This is a genomic window from Streptomyces sp. WM6378 (genome assembly GCF_001279695.1).
GTDB lineage: Bacteria > Actinomycetota > Actinomycetes > Streptomycetales > Streptomycetaceae > Streptomyces.
In genome coordinates, this window is the sequence record NZ_LGDD01000335.1 from 1 (window position 1) to 15,445 (window position 15,445).

At 73.7% G+C, this 15,445-nt stretch carries 14 protein-coding genes and 1 tRNA gene; 9 read left to right on the forward strand and 6 right to left on the reverse strand.

What is annotated here, in order from left to right:
• Both ADK54_RS37225 and ADK54_RS37230 read right to left on the reverse strand, forming a co-directional pair.
• Positions 1–1,380: sensor histidine kinase (locus ADK54_RS37225; RefSeq protein WP_053730251.1), on the reverse strand; the 1,380-nt coding region annotated here is incomplete at its 3' end.
• Complete coding sequence (locus tag ADK54_RS37230) at positions 1,377–2,066, reverse strand: response regulator transcription factor (RefSeq protein WP_053730252.1); 690 nt, start codon at positions 2,064–2,066, stop codon at positions 1,377–1,379. The genes ADK54_RS37225 and ADK54_RS37230, both read right to left, overlap by 4 nt.
• 99 nt (positions 2,067–2,165) lie before the next feature.
• Here ADK54_RS37230 and ADK54_RS37235 point away from each other — a divergent pair, with 99 nt between their 5' ends.
• The gene (locus tag ADK54_RS37235) at positions 2,166–2,720 is read left to right on the forward strand and encodes a hypothetical protein (protein WP_053730299.1); all 555 of its coding nucleotides are present in this window, start codon (positions 2,166–2,168) and stop codon (positions 2,718–2,720) included.
• Between the two features lie 18 nt (positions 2,721–2,738).
• On the opposite strand, the gene ADK54_RS37240 is transcribed toward ADK54_RS37235, so the two are convergent.
• Both ADK54_RS37240 and ADK54_RS37245 read right to left on the reverse strand, forming a co-directional pair.
• A complete protein-coding gene (locus ADK54_RS37240) occupies positions 2,739–3,596 on the reverse strand; it encodes a spermidine synthase (RefSeq protein WP_053730253.1) in 858 nt (285 codons plus the stop codon).
• A gap of 98 nt (positions 3,597–3,694) precedes the next feature.
• Complete coding sequence (locus ADK54_RS37245; protein ID WP_398872156.1) at positions 3,695–4,177, reverse strand: hypothetical protein; 483 nt, start codon at positions 4,175–4,177, stop codon at positions 3,695–3,697.
• Between the two features lie 231 nt (positions 4,178–4,408).
• Here ADK54_RS37245 and ADK54_RS37250 point away from each other — a divergent pair, with 231 nt between their 5' ends.
• On the forward strand, positions 4,409–5,908 hold the full coding sequence (locus ADK54_RS37250; protein ID WP_420717468.1) for a tetratricopeptide repeat protein: 1,500 nt from the start codon (positions 4,409–4,411) through the stop codon (positions 5,906–5,908).
• Positions 5,909–6,844: 936 nt separating this feature from the next.
• Here ADK54_RS37250 and ADK54_RS37255 read toward each other — a convergent pair.
• Positions 6,845–7,450 (reverse strand): histidine phosphatase family protein, encoded by a 606-nt coding sequence (locus ADK54_RS37255; protein WP_053730255.1) that lies wholly within the window; start codon positions 7,448–7,450, stop codon positions 6,845–6,847.
• Between the two features lie 214 nt (positions 7,451–7,664).
• On the opposite strand from ADK54_RS37255, the gene ADK54_RS37260 reads away from it, so the two are divergent.
• From ADK54_RS37260 to ADK54_RS37285, 7 genes are all read left to right on the forward strand, one after another.
• Positions 7,665–8,552 (forward strand): phosphatase PAP2 family protein, encoded by an 888-nt coding sequence (locus ADK54_RS37260; RefSeq protein WP_053730256.1) that lies wholly within the window; start codon positions 7,665–7,667, stop codon positions 8,550–8,552.
• The gene (locus ADK54_RS37265; RefSeq protein ID WP_078966929.1) at positions 8,473–9,621 is read left to right on the forward strand and encodes a hypothetical protein; all 1,149 of its coding nucleotides are present in this window, start codon (positions 8,473–8,475) and stop codon (positions 9,619–9,621) included. Before ADK54_RS37260 ends, ADK54_RS37265 begins: the two co-directional genes overlap by 80 nt.
• Positions 9,612–11,198: a hypothetical protein gene (locus ADK54_RS37270; RefSeq protein WP_053730258.1), complete on the forward strand. Its 1,587-nt coding sequence runs from the start codon at positions 9,612–9,614 to the stop codon at positions 11,196–11,198. Before ADK54_RS37265 ends, ADK54_RS37270 begins: the two co-directional genes overlap by 10 nt.
• Positions 11,195–12,535, forward strand: a complete 1,341-nt coding sequence (locus tag ADK54_RS37275; protein WP_053730259.1) for an AAA domain-containing protein — start codon at positions 11,195–11,197, stop codon at positions 12,533–12,535. The genes ADK54_RS37270 and ADK54_RS37275 overlap by 4 nt, the downstream gene beginning before the upstream one ends.
• 192 nt (positions 12,536–12,727) lie before the next feature.
• Positions 12,728–13,075, forward strand: coding sequence for a hypothetical protein (locus ADK54_RS37280; protein WP_053730260.1), 348 nt, complete (start codon positions 12,728–12,730; stop codon positions 13,073–13,075).
• 148 nt (positions 13,076–13,223) lie between these two features.
• Entirely contained in the window at positions 13,224–13,940 is a 717-nt protein-coding gene (locus ADK54_RS42730; RefSeq protein WP_078966930.1) for a bifunctional DNA primase/polymerase, read from the forward strand.
• Positions 13,931–14,004 (forward strand) — tRNA-Lys (locus ADK54_RS37285). Before ADK54_RS42730 ends, ADK54_RS37285 begins: the two co-directional genes overlap by 10 nt.
• 82 nt (positions 14,005–14,086) lie before the next feature.
• Here ADK54_RS37285 and ADK54_RS37290 read toward each other — a convergent pair.
• Positions 14,087–15,358 (reverse strand): M6 family metalloprotease domain-containing protein, encoded by a 1,272-nt coding sequence (locus ADK54_RS37290; protein WP_107090710.1) that lies wholly within the window; start codon positions 15,356–15,358, stop codon positions 14,087–14,089.
• Between the last annotated feature and the right edge of the window lie 87 nt (positions 15,359–15,445).

Sequence of the window (15,445 nt, forward strand, 5' to 3'; positions counted from 1 at the left end):
GCCCCGCCGAGCCCTCCCCCGCCCCCGTACCCGATGCCCCCGCCGCCCCGGAGGCGTAGCGCCCAGGCCGATCCAGAGACGGACCTCCGTCCCGCCCAGGACGGAGTGGCCGATCCGGACGTCGCCGCCCGTCGATTCGGCGACCCGGCGGACGATGTCGAGGCCGAGCCCGGTGGAGCCGGGACGCCCCCCGCTGTTGCCCCGGGCCAGCGCCGCCCGAGGATCGGCGATCCCCGGCCCCGCGTCGGAGACGAGCACGATCACCGCGTCCTCCCCGTTGTGGACGTCCACCGAGAACGCCGTGCCTTCCGGCGTGTGCCGGAACACGTTGCCGAGGAGCGCGTCGAGCACTGCCACGAGATCGGGCCGGGCGACCGGGATGCGCACGGGCCGGTCCACCCCGGCGAGCCGCACCTCGCGCCCCTCGTCCTCGGCGAGCGCCGACCAGAATTCCATCCGGTCGAGGATGACCTCGCAGGCGTCGCACCCCGCGCCCGGCCCGGCGGGCTGGGTCTTCGGCTTGGCCTCGCGCGCGGTGCGGATGATCGTGTCGACCTCCCGCTCCAGCTGCTCGACCGCGGCCCGGGTCTGATCGGCCGCGGGCCCGTCCCCGAGGGAGGCCGCGTTCAGGCGGAGTACGGTGAGCGGCGTACGCAGCCGGTGCGAGAGGTCGGCCGCCAACTCCCGCTCGTTGGCGAGGAGTTGGACCACCTGGTCGGCCATCGAGTTGAAGGCGACGGCGGCGGAGCGCAGTTCGGTGGGGCCCTCCTCGGGGACCCGCGCCCCGAGCTTGCCCTCGCCCAGGTCCTGCGCCGCGCCCGCGAGCCGCTGGGCCGGGCGGACCATGCGTACGCCAAGGCGGTCGGCGACGGCCACGGAGCCGATGATCAGGCCGATGCCGACACCCGCGAGGACGAGCCAGGCCGTCGTCACGCCGTTGGTGACCTCGGCCTCCGGCACGAAGACCTCGACGATCGCGATCTGGCCGGAGCTGAGCGCGGTCGGCTGGAGCAGCGTGGAGCCGCCCGAGACGTCCGCGATGGAAGCCTTGATGACCTTCCTCGTTGCCTGGAGGTCCTTGTCCGCCGCCCGCTGCCTGCCGATCTCCACCGGCGCGCTGCCCGCGACGGCCGGGTCCGCCGGGACGTGCACGGCCATCCGGTCCTCGGCGCCGGACTGAGTGGAGGCGACGGCGCGCTCCAGCGCGTCGCGGTCGGTGGTGATGGACAGGGTCGGCCCGATCGCCGAGGCCTGCCGCTCGGCGTTGGAGAACGCCCGGTCGCGGGCCATCTCCTTGATGACCATGCCGAGCGGCACCGCGAAGGCGACCACGACCATCACGGTGACGGCGAGGCAGACCTTGACCAGGGCCCACCTCACTGCGGTGGCTCCAGCTTCACGCCCACGCCCCGCAGCGTGTGCAGATAGCGCGGCCGCGCGGCCGTCTCCCCCAACTTCCTTCGCAACCAGGACAGATGCACATCAATGGTCTGGTCGTCGCCGTACGACTGCTGCCACACCTCGGCGAGCAGCTCCTTGCGGGGCACGACCACGCCGGGCCGCCCGGCGAGGAAGGCGAGCAGGTCGAACTCGCGCCGGGTCAGGTCGAGCTGTACGCCGTCGAGCTCGGCCTGCCGGCGCAGCGGGTCGATGCAGAGCCCGCCGACCTGGAGCACGCGTGACGGCGGTTCGGCCCCGGCCGTGGCGCGCGCCCGGCGCAGCACGGCGGCCATCCGCGCGGAGAGGTGCTCCACGGAGAACGGCTTGGTGAGGTAGTCGTCGGCGCCGTCGTTGAGCAGCCGGACGATCTCCGTCTCGTCGTCCCGCGCGGTGGCGATGATCACCGGTACGTCGGTGATGCCGCGCAGCATCTTCAGCGCCTCGGACCCGTCCAGATCGGGCAGTCCGAGGTCCAGGATGACCACGTCGAACCGGAAATGGGCCACTTCGCGCAGCGCCTCAAGTGCCGTGCCGACGCTCCGTACCGTGTGGGAGGCCTCGGTGAGGTGGCGGATGAGGGCGGAGCGGACAAACTGGTCGTCCTCGACCACGAGCACACTTGCCATGGCCCGCACCGTACGCCATGCGGAGGACCGGAGTCCCCCGTGGGAGTGGAGTCGACGGCGGCGGGACACGGGTGGGGCTCGTGGTGCAGTATGGCCCGGATGCACAGAGGACTCGTACACGGTTTGGCGTGGTCGCTCGCCACTGGAGCGGCGGTCACGCTCTCCTGGTGGGGCGTCCACACGGTGCTCGCCGGCACGGTGTACGACCCGCCCCGCGCCCTGCCGATCAGCGGCGACGCGCACACCGCCCAAGGATCGAAGCCGGACGCCTCGTCCACCCAGCGGCCCAGGGAGACCCCGCCCTCCGCGTCGTCCTCCCCCTCCCAGAAGCCGTCGAAGGACGCCGCGAGCGGCAAGCCGCCGGGCAGCCACGCGCCGACCGGCGCCAAGTCGCCGTCGCCGTCCGGCAGTTCGGGCAACCCGGCCAATTCCGGCGCGGTACAGGGCTACAACGTCTCGGGCGGCCGGGTCGTCTTCGACCTCGGCGACACCTCGGCCCAACTGGTCTCGGCGACACCAGCGTCGGGCTGGCAGATGGAGCGCTGGATCCAGTCGGAGTGGATACGGGTCACCTTCACCCGGGGCAGCGAGACCGTCTCGGTGTTCTGCACCTGGAACGGCCACCCGCCCTCGGTGGAGATCAACAACACCTGAGAGCCCGCGTCTGACCGCTCAGCGGAACGCCCCCGCCGGCGGCGCCGGCGAGGGCTTCGCGCTCGCGTCGCTCACCGCGAGGGCCCCGCCCGTGAAGTCGGCGAGCTCGCGTCCGTGCAGGACGCGGCCGGGGTGCGGGTCGCCCGCGATGCGCCGGGTCAGCTCGGCGACGGGCAGCGGCACGGCCGAGCCGGCGAGCACCACGTTCCCGAACCGCTTGCCGCGCAGCACCGTCGGATCGGCGGCGAGCGCGAGCTCGGGGAAGACTCCGGCGGCCGTCGCGATCTGGCCCCGCAGATGCGCGAGCGGCGGCCCGTCGGCGAGATTCGCGGCGTACGTGCCACCCGGCTTCAGCACCCTGCGTACGTCGGCGAGGAACTCGGTGCTGGTCAGATGGGCGGGGGTGCGGGCCCCGCTGAACACGTCCGCGATGACGAGGTCGGCCCAGCCGTCGGGGAGCTTGCCGAGCCCGGCGCGCGCGTCGCCGCCCCGCACCCGGATCCTGGCCCCCGGGTCGAGCGGCAGCTCACGGCGTACGAGCTGGACGAGCGCGGCGTCGAGCTCGACTATCTGCTGGGTGGAGCGGGGCCGGGTGGCCGCGATGTAGCGGGCCAGGGTGAAGGCGCCGCCGCCGAGGTGCAGGACGTTCAGGGCCTGGCCGGGCGGGGCCGCGAGGTCGATGACGTGGCCGAGGCGGCGCTGGTACTCGAAGGTCAGCCGGTCCGGAGCGGCCAGGTCCACGTGCGACTGGGGCGCCCCGTCGAGCAGCAGCGTCCACCCGCCGGTCCGGTCCCGGTCGGGTATGAGCTCGGCGAGGCCGCCGTCCACCGTCTCGACGACGGGCTCGGGCCCGCGCCGCCTGCTGCTTTTCGCCATCCGGCCATTATCGACCGGCCGAGCGGGTGCCGCCTGCCCGCGCGGTGGCGGCGCTCAGAGCCTGTGCCCGATCCGGCCGGAGTCCAGACAGCAGGCCCTCAACGGCCGTCGGCCTCGCTGATCCCGTCTGCGGCCTCGATCATCCGGGCCGCCTCGCCGAGGGCGGCGCGCAGCAGGCCCGGATCGGTGACCTCGGTGGTGTTCGGGGGGAGCAGCCAGCCCGAGCCGGTGACGGGCGGCTCGACGGGCAGGCCCTCGATGCGAAGGCCGCGCCCGTTGGTCTCCGTACAGGCGCTGCCCGGCACGTCCCAGGCGGCGGCGGTGCCGGACGGCACGAGGAAGCCGAGGGTGTCGCAGGTCCCGTCGTGCAGGACGGGGCCGACGGCGGCCGGGGCGGAGCCGCGCCGGATGATGTCGACGGCCTCCAGACCCTGGCGGGCGGGCACGGTGACCAGGTCGCAGGGTTCCTCGACGGCGCACGCGAGGACCGGCGGGGCGCTCGGCTGCGGTGCATGCGGATGCCGGACGGCCGTCGTCTGCGTACCGGAGCCTGTGAAGTCGATGTCGGTGTCGGTGTTCACGCAGTCCTCCAACAAGGCAAGCCCTCCGCGTCTCTGCGGTGTCTGGCGCTCTCCACATGGTTCAACGCCCTTGCGCGTCAAGGGGAACGGCACCACGCCGCCGCAAAGGATGGCAGTTCATGGCGGATCGTGGGTGAGATATCCGGTTTGTAGCCAAACACTGCGTGAACGACTCGTCACAGCAGGTACGTTCTTGCTCCGCACCACCCCGCCAGAGAGAGCTGTCGAGCCATGGCGCCGTCACCAGATCCCCAGGAAGACCCCCGGGTGAACGAGCGGACTCCGCAGACGCGTCGGCAGACGCGGGAACCCAACGTGGCCTTCCGGCAGTTGAGGGGCGCCCGTTCACCGGGCGAGTTCGCGGCCGCGGTCCGCCGGGCCGCCCGCGAGATCGGCGAACAGGTCGCCTGCGACGCCCGCTACATCGGACGCGTGGAGAACGGCGAGATCCGCTGCCCCAACTACGCGTACGAAAGGGTCTTCCGGCACATGTTCCCGGGTTTGACCCTGGCCGACTTGGGGTTCTCGGCGAGAGAGACGGTACGGGGCCGAGGGGCGCGCCCGCTTTCCGCCGCGCCCCTGCTCCACATCACGCCCCGCCCCGCCCATCCACGCGACGGTTCGTCCGACCAAGGTCCCGGCCAAGGCGCCGGCCAAAGCCCCGGCCAACCGTCGGACCACATCCACATCCATCACAACCAGATCCAGAACCGCAATCACCAGAACCACGAGGAGAGCGACGTGCTGCGTCGCGCATTCATGACGGGCTCCACCGCCACGGTGGCGGCCGTCTCGCTGGGCCTCGGCCCGGCATCCGCACATCCCGTCCAGCACATCGGCGAGGCCGAGGTGACCGCCGTCGAGGAGGCGGTGCGCCGGATCAGACTGCTCGACGACCGGCACGGCGCTGACGGGCTCTACCAGCGGGCCGCCCAGCCGCTGCGCACCGCGTACGCCCTGCTCGACGCGAGCGCGGCGCGGCGCTCGACGCAGGAGCGGCTGCACGCGGGCGCGGGTGAACTGGCCATCTCCGTCGGCTGGTTGGCGCACGACTCGGGCCGCTTCGGCGAGGCCCGCTCGCACTACGCGGAGGCCCTCGCGACGGCCCGGCTCGCGGGCGACGCCGGTCTTGAGGCGCACGCGTTCTGCAACATGTCGTTCCTGGCCAGGGACATGGGCCGGCCGCGCGAGGCGATGCGGGCGGCGCAGGCGGGCGAGCGCGCTGCGCTCACGCTCGGCTCGCCCCGGCTGCTGTCCCTGCTCGCGCTGCGCGAGGCCGGCGGCTGGGCGGGGCTCGGCGACCGCTCGGCGTGCGAGGAGTCCCTGACGCGGGCCCACTCCCACTTCGCGCGGGGCGCCTCGCCGGCCGACCCGGAGTGGATGACCTTCTTCGTCGAGGCCGAGCTGGAGATGCTCCAGGCGCAGTGCTGGTCGGCGCTGGGCGACTGGTCGCGGGCGGCCCGCCACGCGCACCGCGCGGCGACCGTGCAGGACCCCCACTTCGCCCGGAACCTGGCCCTGTACCGGGCCGAGCTCGCGGACGACCTCGCTCGGGCGGGGGCGCCGGCGGAATCCGCGGCGGCGGGTCAGCAGGTCCTGGACCTTCTGAACCAGGTCCAGTCCACCCGGATCCAGGCGATGCTGGCGGACACGTCCCGAATCCTGGCCCCGCATCGGGCTTCGCCGGAGGTGGCAGCGTTCCTGGAGCGCCGGGCAGCGGTGGCCGTGTAGCCGGTTGTCCCCCACCCCGCCCCTTCCCGAGACCCTCCGGGGGTGAAAATGGGCTGAGGCCCGTTTCCCCGGGGCGCCGCCCCCGCCTCCCCCGCTCCTCAAACGCCGGAGGGGCTGATGGTGCGGAGGCCGGCGCGGAGGGCTGTCATCTGCGCACCGTGCGTGGCTGGTCGCGCAGTTCCCCGCGCCCCTAGCGCCATGCGGTACGCGCACCCCGAGCCATCCAGCAGATGACGGACACCGCCCCACCCCTGGGACCGGGCAGGCACAGACACCAGCCCACTCCTGGCCGGGGAGGCATACGCGGACGCCAGCCCGCCCCGGGGCCGGGCGGGCACAAACGCCAGCCCACTCCTGGCCGGGGAGGCATACACGGATGTCATTCCGCTCCTGGCCGGGCGCGCATACACGGACGTCAGCCCACTTCCAGCCCGTCCGGCGCTTGAGGACGAGCGCCTTTCAGGCGCGAACGGAGGTCCGGGGGCGAAGCCCCCGAGAGGGGTTGGGGGGGACGAGGTCCCCGCGGGGGGGGGGCTGGGGCGCAGCCCCTCCGCGAAAGCAGGGCCGGAGACAAAGTCCCCGCGGGGTCGAGGGGCGCAGGCCCCGAAAGGGGTGCAGGGGACGAAGTCCCCGCAGGGGGTCTGGGGCGCAGCCCCAGGGCTCAGCCTTCTCAACCCCCGTCACGGGCAGGCGGGTGGGAAGCCCGCCGGGGTCTGGGGCGCAGCCCCAGGTGCCGGGCCGACCGACCCCGGGGGGCCGAACCCGCCGGGGTCCGGGGCGGAGCCCCAGGGGCCGAGCTCTCCAACCCCTTGCACGGGTGGGTGGGCGGGCAAATCCGCCGGGGTCCGGGGCGCAGCCCCAGGAGCCGGGCCGACCGACCCCCCGGGGTCCGGGGCGCAGCCCCGGGCAACCTCGTCCGCGCCGTACCGGATCAGCTCACCGCTCAAGGTGCCCCGTGTCGTTCCACCGCTCCAGCGCCGGCGCCCCGTACGCCCACCCCAGGACCGACAGCGACGTCGGGTCGAGGCGGATGCGGGCCGCGAAGGAGATGTCCTCGCCCAGCCACCTCGCCGCGATGGACCGCAGAATGTGCCCGTGGGCGAAGACCAGCACGTCCCGCCCGGCAGAGCGCGCCCACGCCACGACCTCGTCCGCCCGCGCGGAGACCTGCGCCAGGGTCTCCCCGTCCGGCACCCCGTCCCGCCAGATGAACCAGCCGGGCCGCAGCGCCTGGATCTCGGGCGGCGCCATGCCCTCGTACGCCCCGTAGTCGTACTCCATGAGCGCGTCCCACGGCTCGGCCCGGTCCCCGAACCCGGCCAGCTCGCACGTCTCGGCCGCCCGCACGAGCGGGCTGGTGCGGACCTCGACGCCGGGCAGCCCGCCCCACGGCTCCCGGTGCAGCCGCTCGCCGAGGAGCTTCGCGCCGCGCCGGCCCTCCTCCAGGAGGGGGATGTCGGTCCGGCCGGTGTGCTTGCCCGCGAGCGACCACTCGGTCTGCCCGTGCCGGGCCAGCAGGATGCGCGGTGCGGCGGCTGCCATGGGTGTTCTCTCCCGATCACGTACGAAATGTTCCGGTAATTCCGGTAACCATCATCGCGCACCCGCCGAAGCAACCCCGAGTCGGATCTTGGCGTCTGACCGGAACGCCGGGGTGCTGCGTGAGAGCGATCACTTACACCGTACGGTTGAACGCACGCCAAAAACCCGGAGGCCCCCGCGGGCAACCCGAGGACCAGTTGGAGGAACCCGCCGGATGCAGCCGCCGCAGCAAGCCACGCGACCGCGCTGGTGGACCGAACTCCCGCTGATCGCGATCGTGTACGCGGCCTACTCCCTGGGACGACTGATCGTACGCGGCGACGAGGCGCGGGCCGTCGAGCACGGCCTGTCCATCCTGCGCATCGAGAAGGCCCTCAGCCTCAACGCCGAACACCCGCTGAACAGGCTGTTCACGCACACCCCGGCGGTCGGCATACCCGCCGACTTCATCTACGCCTCGCTGCACTACCTGGTCACGCCGGCTGTCCTGATCTGGCTGTTCCGCCGCCGCCCCACCCAGTACCGGGCGGCCCGCGGCTGGCTGATGACCTCCACCCTGCTCGGCCTGATCGGCTTCACGTTCCTGCCGACCTGCCCGCCCCGGTTGCTCCCGGCGGTGCAGGGCTTCACCGACACGATGGCCCAGTACGGCTCGTACGGCTGGTGGGGCGGCGAGGCGAGCGCGCCCCGGGGGCTCGGCGGCATGACCAACCAGTTCGCCGCGATGCCGAGCCTGCACGTCGGGTGGGCCCTGTGGTGCGGGGTGATGCTGTGGAAGTTCGGCGGCAGCCGAATAACGAAGATCGCCGCCCTCGCGTATCCGCTGACCATTACGTTCGTGGTGATGGGCACGGCCAACCACTACCTGCTCGACGCGGTCGCGGGCGTCGCCGTGATGGGCCTCGGCCTGTGGCTCTCCAGGCCCGTGCTGCGGCTCGCGGAGCGCGTGCGCGCCCGCTTCGCGCCCGCCTCTTCCGCCACGGACGCCTCGATTGTCGGTGCCGGATGCGAGACTTCCGTGGGTGAGCGAATCCCTGGGCAGCGGAAGTCCTCCGACACCCCCGCAGAGGCCGGCGACAGCACTCCGTCGAAGGCTCGCTGAGCTGCGCGGCCCGGCCCTCCCGGCCCGGCCGCTGGACGCACGGGCGCTCGCGGCCCTCGCCGCGAACCCGGGCTGCCGCAGACGCGCCCTCCTGGACGGCGCCGGGGTGGACAAGGGCGCGCTCGCAGAGGCGATCGGCTCGCCGTCGGCGGCGTTCGGCCAGTCCCAGTTCGCGTTCATGCGGGGCAACGCCTTCGAGGCGAAGGTGAAGGGCGACGGCGGCACCGAACTGCTCCGCCTGCTGCACGAGCGGATGGGCGAGGGCGCCGAGCCGCCCGGCGACGCCATCGCCCCCGATCTCGCGGCGGCCGGTCCCGAGGGCCGCGCGGCCCGCACCGCGCTCGCCCTGCGCGAGGCCACCGCGGCCGGAAGCTGGACGCTGCTCGACCATCCGATGCTGGCCCTGGAAGTGGCGGGCTCCCCCGCCTACCTGGAGCCGGACGCGGTGGTGGTGCACCCCGACGGGCGCTGGACGGTCGTCGAGATCAAGTCCTTCCCCATGATCGACGCGGCCGCCGACCCGTCGAAGGTGGGCGCCGCCGCCCGCCAGTCCGCGGTGTACGTCCTGGCCCTTGAGCGGGTCGCGGCGCGCACCGACGGCGCCTCGGTGGACCACTCGGTCCTGCTGGTCTGCCCCAAGGACTTCTCGAACCTGCCGACCGCGTCCGTCATCGACGTGCGCAAGCAACTCTCCGTCACCCGGCGGCAGTTGACGCGCCTGGCCCGTATCGAGGACATCGCGGACGCCCTGGCGCCGGGCATCACCTTCGACCTCGACGGCCAGTCCGGCGAGTCCCTGGCCGCGGCCGTCGAGGCGGTTCCCGCGGTGTACGCGCCGGAGTGCCTGGCCGCCTGCGAGCTGGCCTTCCACTGCCGGGGCCGGGCCCGCGAGGAGGGCGCGGTGACCGCGCTCGGCCGCTCCCTGCGGGGCGAGCTCGGCGGCCTGACCACGATCGGCGAGGTCCTCGCGGCCGCGCGCGGCGAGTCGGGCGACCCCGCCGATCCGACGGTGGCCGCGGTACGCCGCGCGGCCGCCCTGCGCGCGGAGGCGGGCGCCCCGTGTCGCTGATCTCCACCCTGGCCCGCCTTGAGGCCGTCGAGTCCGGCCGGGCACAGCCGCTGACCACCGTCCGCCACCGCCATCTGTCCGAGCGGCCCCTCGTCTTCGTGCCGCTCACCACGGCGGGCGAGGCGGGCGCTCCGCTCGGCGCGCTGGTCGGCACCGACCGCGCGGCCCCAACTCTGCTCGTCGTCCCCCAGCCCCGCGACCGCGACCTGCGCTTCGGCTTCCTGGCCGACCTCGCCGAGGCCGTACTGCCGCACCTGGACGCGTACGCCGACGACGTCGAGCCGGTCGAGCGCTCCGAGACGGACCCGGAGACCGGCAAGAAGACCAAGGTCGAGGTCGAACTGTGCGCGGACGCGCCGCAGTTGATCGTCCCGGGCCGGGCCGGCCTCGACTTCGTGCGCCTGCTCGGCCGCTCGATGCGGTTCCGCCGCACCGCCGAGCAGGACCCGGACACGCCCCATCCGGCGCCGCCCCGGGTCCCGCTGCTCGGCCGCTGGTTCACGCACTACGCCGAGCGTGCCCGCACCCCCGGGGCCGCGCTGCTGCTCGCCGCGACCGACCTCCTGAACCGGCACTGGGCGACCGGCCAGTCCAGCCTGGAGGACCAGCACCTGGGCGCGCTGCTCGCCTGGATCGACCCGCCCGAGGGCGAGTCGGGGGCTCAGGCGGCGCTGCGGGCCGAGCTGGCGCGGGGCGCGGACGGCCAGCTCCTTTGCCCGCCGGCCGGCCCGGCCACCGACCCGGCGTTCGACAACCGCCTGCTCGCCCCCGCCGTGGAGCGCTACGACCGGGCCCGCAAGGCGTTGCAGGCGGCCGAGGACGGGCTCGTAGCGGACGAGCGGCTCGGTCAACTGACCGTCGCGGAACGGGAGATACGGCGTCTGCTCGCGGCGCAGCTCATGCCCACCTGGGCGGCGGTGTGGCGCGCCCTGGACCTGTTGCGGGAGCTCCCCGAGGGCGAGCGGGCGGCCGCGCGCTGGACGAGCGACCGCTGGTCCTTCACCGGCCACCGGGACCGCATCACCGCGGGTGAGCCGCCGCAGCCGCGCCGCGACGACGCGGTGACCGCCGCCACCAAGCTGCTGCGGCGCGAGCGCGCGCAGGCCGAGCTTGAGGCGGGCGAGGCGCTGGACGACCCGCTCGTGATGGCGGGCCGTCGGCTCGCGGGCGAGGCGTTCACGGGCGAGGCCGTCGAGGTGACCTCGGCATGGACGGAGTCCAAGCGCCCCAGCCCGCGCCCCCTGGTCACCCTGCGCACGGACGACGCCCCGCATCTCGCCGAGGGCGCGAAGGTCTACCGCACCCTGGACGGCAAACCGCAGAAGGCCGAGTTCGTGACGTACGAACCGGAAGGCGCCCTCGTCCTGCGGATCCTGGACAAGATGGGGCGCGCCAAGGACCCGGCGCCCGGCTCCGTCCCCGAGAAGGGCGACCGGATCTGCTGGACGCTGTTCGAGCACGAGCAGCGCGGCGCCCCCAAGCTGCCCGACCCGGAAGCCACCCCGTGGACCCACGGCGGCCCGCCGGGCAGCGGCGCCGAACAGCCCGACCCGCTGACCCCCGAGGACATCCTGTGACCGCCTTCGATCCGGGCGCGGCCGCGGCCTCGGCCACCGACGCGATCCTCGCCGACACCCTGCACGGCGTCTCCCGCGGCGTCGTCGTGGACTCGCCGCCGGGCGCCGGCAAGTCCACGCTGGTGGTGCGCGCGGCCCTCGAACTGGCCGCTGCCGGGCGCCCGTTGATGGTGGTCGCGCAGACCAACTCGCAGGTCGACGACCTGGTGGTACGCCTCGCGGAAAAGGCCCCGGACCTGCCGGTCGGCCGCCTGCACAGCAGCGACAGCGACCCGTACGACAAGGCCCTGGACGAGCTGGAGAACGTACGGAAGTCGTCGAAGGCGGGCGATCTCGCGGGCCTGGACGTGGTGATCTCGACGGCCGCGAAGTGGGCGCACGTCAAGTCCACCGACACGGGAGGGCCCTGGCGGCACGCGATCGTGGACGAGGCGTACCAGATGCGCTCCGACGCGCTGCTCGCGGTCGCCGGGCTCTTCGAGCGGGCGCTGTTCGTGGGCGATCCGGGGCAGCTCGACCCGTTCGCGATCGCCGACGCCGAGCAGTGGGCGGGGCTTTCCTACGACCCGTCGGCGAGCGCGGTCTCGACGCTGCTCGCGCACAACCCGGAGCTGCCGCAGCACCGGCTGCCCGTCTCGTGGCGGCTGCCGGCGTCGGCGGCGCCGCTGGTATCGGACGCGTTCTATCCGTTCACGCCGTTCCGCAGCGGCACCGATCACGGCGACCGGCGGCTCGCCTTCGGCGTCGCCTCGGACGGCTCGGCGCCGGACCGGGCGCTCGACGAGGCGGCCGAGTCGGGCTGGGCCCTGCTCGAACTGCCCGCCCGGCACACCCCGCGCACCGACCCGGAGGCGGTCCGCGCCGTCGCCCAGGTCGTACGCCGCCTCCTGGACCGGGGCGGGGCCGCGACCAGCGAGCGCTCGCCGGAGCCGGTCCCGCTCACGGCGGCCCGGATCGCGGTCGGCACCGCGCACCGCGACCAGGCCGCCGCGGTCCGGGCGGCGCTCGCGGAGCTTGGCGTGAGCGGGGTGGCGGTCGACACCGCGAACCGGCTGCAGGGCAGGGAGTTCGACGTGACGGTCGTCCTGCACCCGCTCTCGGGCCGCCCGGACGCGACGGCCTTCCACCTGGAGACGGGCCGCCTGTGCGTGCTGGCCTCGCGCCACCGGCACGCCTGCGTCGTGGTGTGCCGCGCGGGCGTGACGGACCTCCTGGACGACCACCCGTCGACGGAGCCGGTGCAGCTGGGCGTGACGGTGAAGTTTCCTGACGGGTGGGAGGCGAACCACGCGGTCCTGTCCCACCTGGCGGAACACCGGATCAGCTGGCAGCCGTGAGCCAGGGACGGCCCCACCGCCGGACGGAGTCCGGCACGCCTCCGGAGGCGGCCAATGGACGCAGTGTCTGGCAGCCCTGAGCCGCACCGGCTCACGGCCCCGCGAAGGCCCCCTTGCGTACGCGCGGGAGAATGGACGGTGGCCCGGGGCGCCCGGACCGTGACCGTCGAACTTGCCCCTGGGAGGACAGACATGCCGGAGCACGAGCGGAAAGAGGAGCGGCAGCGGCTCAGGCCCGCGCCGCTGCTCTTCGAGCCTTCCGAGGCCACCGCCGACCCGGAGCACTTCTTCGACCTGGAGTCCATAGAGGACCCCCGGGCGCTCCTTTCGCGCGCGACCGAGCTGGCCCTCGCCTTCCGGGCGGCGGCGGACCGGGCGGTCGAGTTCCAGGCGATCGCGGCGGCCCAGCTCGCCGACCCCCGCCGCTTCGACCGGCTCACCCCTGCCGACGTGGCGGAACGGGCCCAGTGGACCGAGGACTACGCGAAGAAGATGATCGAGTTCGGCCGCGATCTGATGCGCGCGGGAGAACTCCCCTAGAGCATCACGACCGCCCGCACCACCCGCACCACCCCGGCCACGCGCCCCGGGCATATGCCGGGGCGCAAGATACCCCCTCCCAACCCGCCCTGTCCCGGTTTCCGCCAAGTCGCCGAACCGGAACCTGGCCAGCCGGTAGACGTAGAGCATGAGCAGCGACAACGGCAGGGGCAGCGGGGTCCGGGAGACCAGGACGGGCAGCGGCCCGCTCACAGCGGTCGGCGGGCGGGGCGGACCGGCCGGGAGCGAGGACGCGTACGACATCTTCCGGGCACTGCGCGACGAGGACGACCAGCAGGTCGGCGAGGTGACCGCCGCGGGCGCCGCCTGGCTGTCGTCCGCGGCCACCCACGCGCGCAGCACCCTCTCCCTCTGGGAGGCCCGGCCGACCGCCCCCGGCGTGCTGCCCTGCGGCACGGTCTTCGACGTCGTGAACGTGCCGTCGATCTTCGGGCGCCGGATGCTCGACCGGCTGTGGGCCGAGGGGCCGGGCTCCGGGCCGGTCGCGATCCACCGCGGGCGCATGCTGCTGTTCGCCGCGCCCGGCACCGCGCAGCGGCTGCCCTCGCTCCTGGCGTGGGAGGAGTGGCACGGCGCCGAGGTCCCGGTCCCGCCGCTGCTCTGTCACGGCGCGGGCGACGCCGTCACCGTCCCGGCCCTGGTCCGCCCGCAGCGGGAGAACACGGGGGCGGCCCGCTGGCTGGTGGCCCCCGACACCCGCCGCCCCTGGCTGCCGGGGCCCGACGTACTGCTGTGGGCCTGTGTCCGGGCGGCCAAGAACAAGCCCACGGACCTTCCCCGGATATCGATTTTTCCTCGCGCCGATCAGGATGCTAATGTCTACGACGTCAGCAGGCGCCGCTAGCTCAGTTGGTTAGAGCAGCTGACTCTTAATCAGCGGGTCCGGGGTTCGAGTCCCTGGCGGCGCACAGACGGAAGAAGCCCCTCGCGGAAGCGGGGGGCTTCTTCGTGTCCGCGGCGAGGACCGGCCGTGCCCACTGCCGGAACCGCTCAGTGCGAGATCTTGACCGTCCAGGCACCCGATTTCGTCCGGCCCTCGGCCTCGATCTTGATGCCCTCGCCGGGCACCGTGAACGTCTCGCCGAGCGCCACCGGCGCGTCCGCGAGCGCCGGGTACACCGACCTCTCCCAGCACGCGTCCGTGCCCGGATGGGCGTCGAGCACCTCGACCGGGCCGCCGCCGGACGCGGACCCGCTGCGGACCCGGTAGACGAGCAGTCCCTGTTTGCAGCTCGCCCGGTCCAGGCCGCCCGAGTCCCGCACCTCGATGACGATCGCACTGTCCTCGCCGGTACGCGCCACCGCGAGGCGCTTGCCGGCCGCGCCCGCCTTCGCGGGGGACGCGGACAGCGGCTCCAGGGTGAGCCTGCTCGTGCCGTCGCCGGTCACGCAGGCGACCTCCTGCCGGTCCAGCCAGCCGAGCTTCCACTTGTGCCAGCCGAACAGGTCGGGCGCCGTGCCGAACTGACTGCCCATCACATCCCAGTCGCCGACATAGGTGTCCCAGTCGCCACTCTTCCCGTCCTGGGGGCGGTGATAGAGATCCGGCAGGTCGAAGACGTGCCCGGTCTCGTGGGCCAGCACGTTGCGGTCCGGCGGGTGGTGCTCGAAGACGGTCACGACGCGGTTGACGTCCCGCCCGTCCGCGCGCACGGGCCGGTCGAAGTTGACGACTTTCGTGGCGTCAGCGTCGACACCGGGCGCGTCCGGGTCGGCGACCAGATAGACGATGTCGTACTTCGAGAAGTCGGTGGTCGGATCGGCCGCGCGGATCGCGTCCTGCAGATAGCGGGTGCGCTGGTCCGGGTCCCAGTCGCGCGCTATGCGGTACGAGGTCGACGCGGCCGGCATGCGCACCCAGCGCTGCTGCGGCTCGGCGTTCAGCCGGAACTTGCCGTACGAGGCCTGCTCGAAGAAGCGGCTGGTGGCGGGGAAGTAGTCGGCGGCCAGGTCCTTGGGGGTGGTGGCCGGCTTCGAGTCCGGGAAGGACAGGAAGATCATCACCGCGTTCAGGGCGCGGACCGGGCGCGGGTAGGCGGCGTTCCAGGTGTCGAGGCCGAGCGAGTGGTGGGCCTTGGTCCGGGGCAGGGCGCAGGGCACCGCGGCGTTCGCCGCGACGGCGGGACCCGACGCCAGCGAGATGGCGGCGAGCGCCGAGAGGGAGGTGAGCGCCGCCGCCGCACTGCGCAGCCGGACACGCTCCACTCCCCCGGGTGTCTGCTGACGCTGCACGTCGACCTCCGGAAGCGGGATGCGGGACATCCCACCCACTTTGTGCAGGTTTATTAAGATATGCCCTGTTCTGCTGCCCCAGAAAGGTGAGGGGGGCGACACCCCGATGACTTACGG

Excerpts from the sequence above, each read along its gene's own strand:
- ADK54_RS37230 (WP_053730252.1), bottom strand. The coding sequence starts at position 2,066 with ATGGCAAGTGTGCTCGTGGTCGAGGACGACCAGTTTGTCCGCTCCGCC.
- ADK54_RS37235 (WP_053730299.1), top strand. The coding sequence starts at position 2,166 with ATGCACAGAGGACTCGTACACGGTTTGGCGTGGTCGCTCGCCACTGGA.
- ADK54_RS37240 (WP_053730253.1), bottom strand. The coding sequence starts at position 3,596 with ATGGCGAAAAGCAGCAGGCGGCGCGGGCCCGAGCCCGTCGTCGAGACG.
- ADK54_RS37250 (WP_420717468.1), top strand. The coding sequence starts at position 4,409 with ATGGCGCCGTCACCAGATCCCCAGGAAGACCCCCGGGTGAACGAGCGG.
- ADK54_RS37255 (WP_053730255.1), bottom strand. The coding sequence starts at position 7,450 with ATGGCAGCCGCCGCACCGCGCATCCTGCTGGCCCGGCACGGGCAGACC.
- ADK54_RS37260 (WP_053730256.1), top strand. The coding sequence starts at position 7,665 with ATGCAGCCGCCGCAGCAAGCCACGCGACCGCGCTGGTGGACCGAACTC.
- ADK54_RS37280 (WP_053730260.1), top strand. The coding sequence starts at position 12,728 with ATGCCGGAGCACGAGCGGAAAGAGGAGCGGCAGCGGCTCAGGCCCGCG.
- ADK54_RS42730 (WP_078966930.1), top strand. The coding sequence starts at position 13,224 with ATGAGCAGCGACAACGGCAGGGGCAGCGGGGTCCGGGAGACCAGGACG.
- ADK54_RS37290 (WP_107090710.1), bottom strand. The coding sequence starts at position 15,358 with ATGTCCCGCATCCCGCTTCCGGAGGTCGACGTGCAGCGTCAGCAGACA.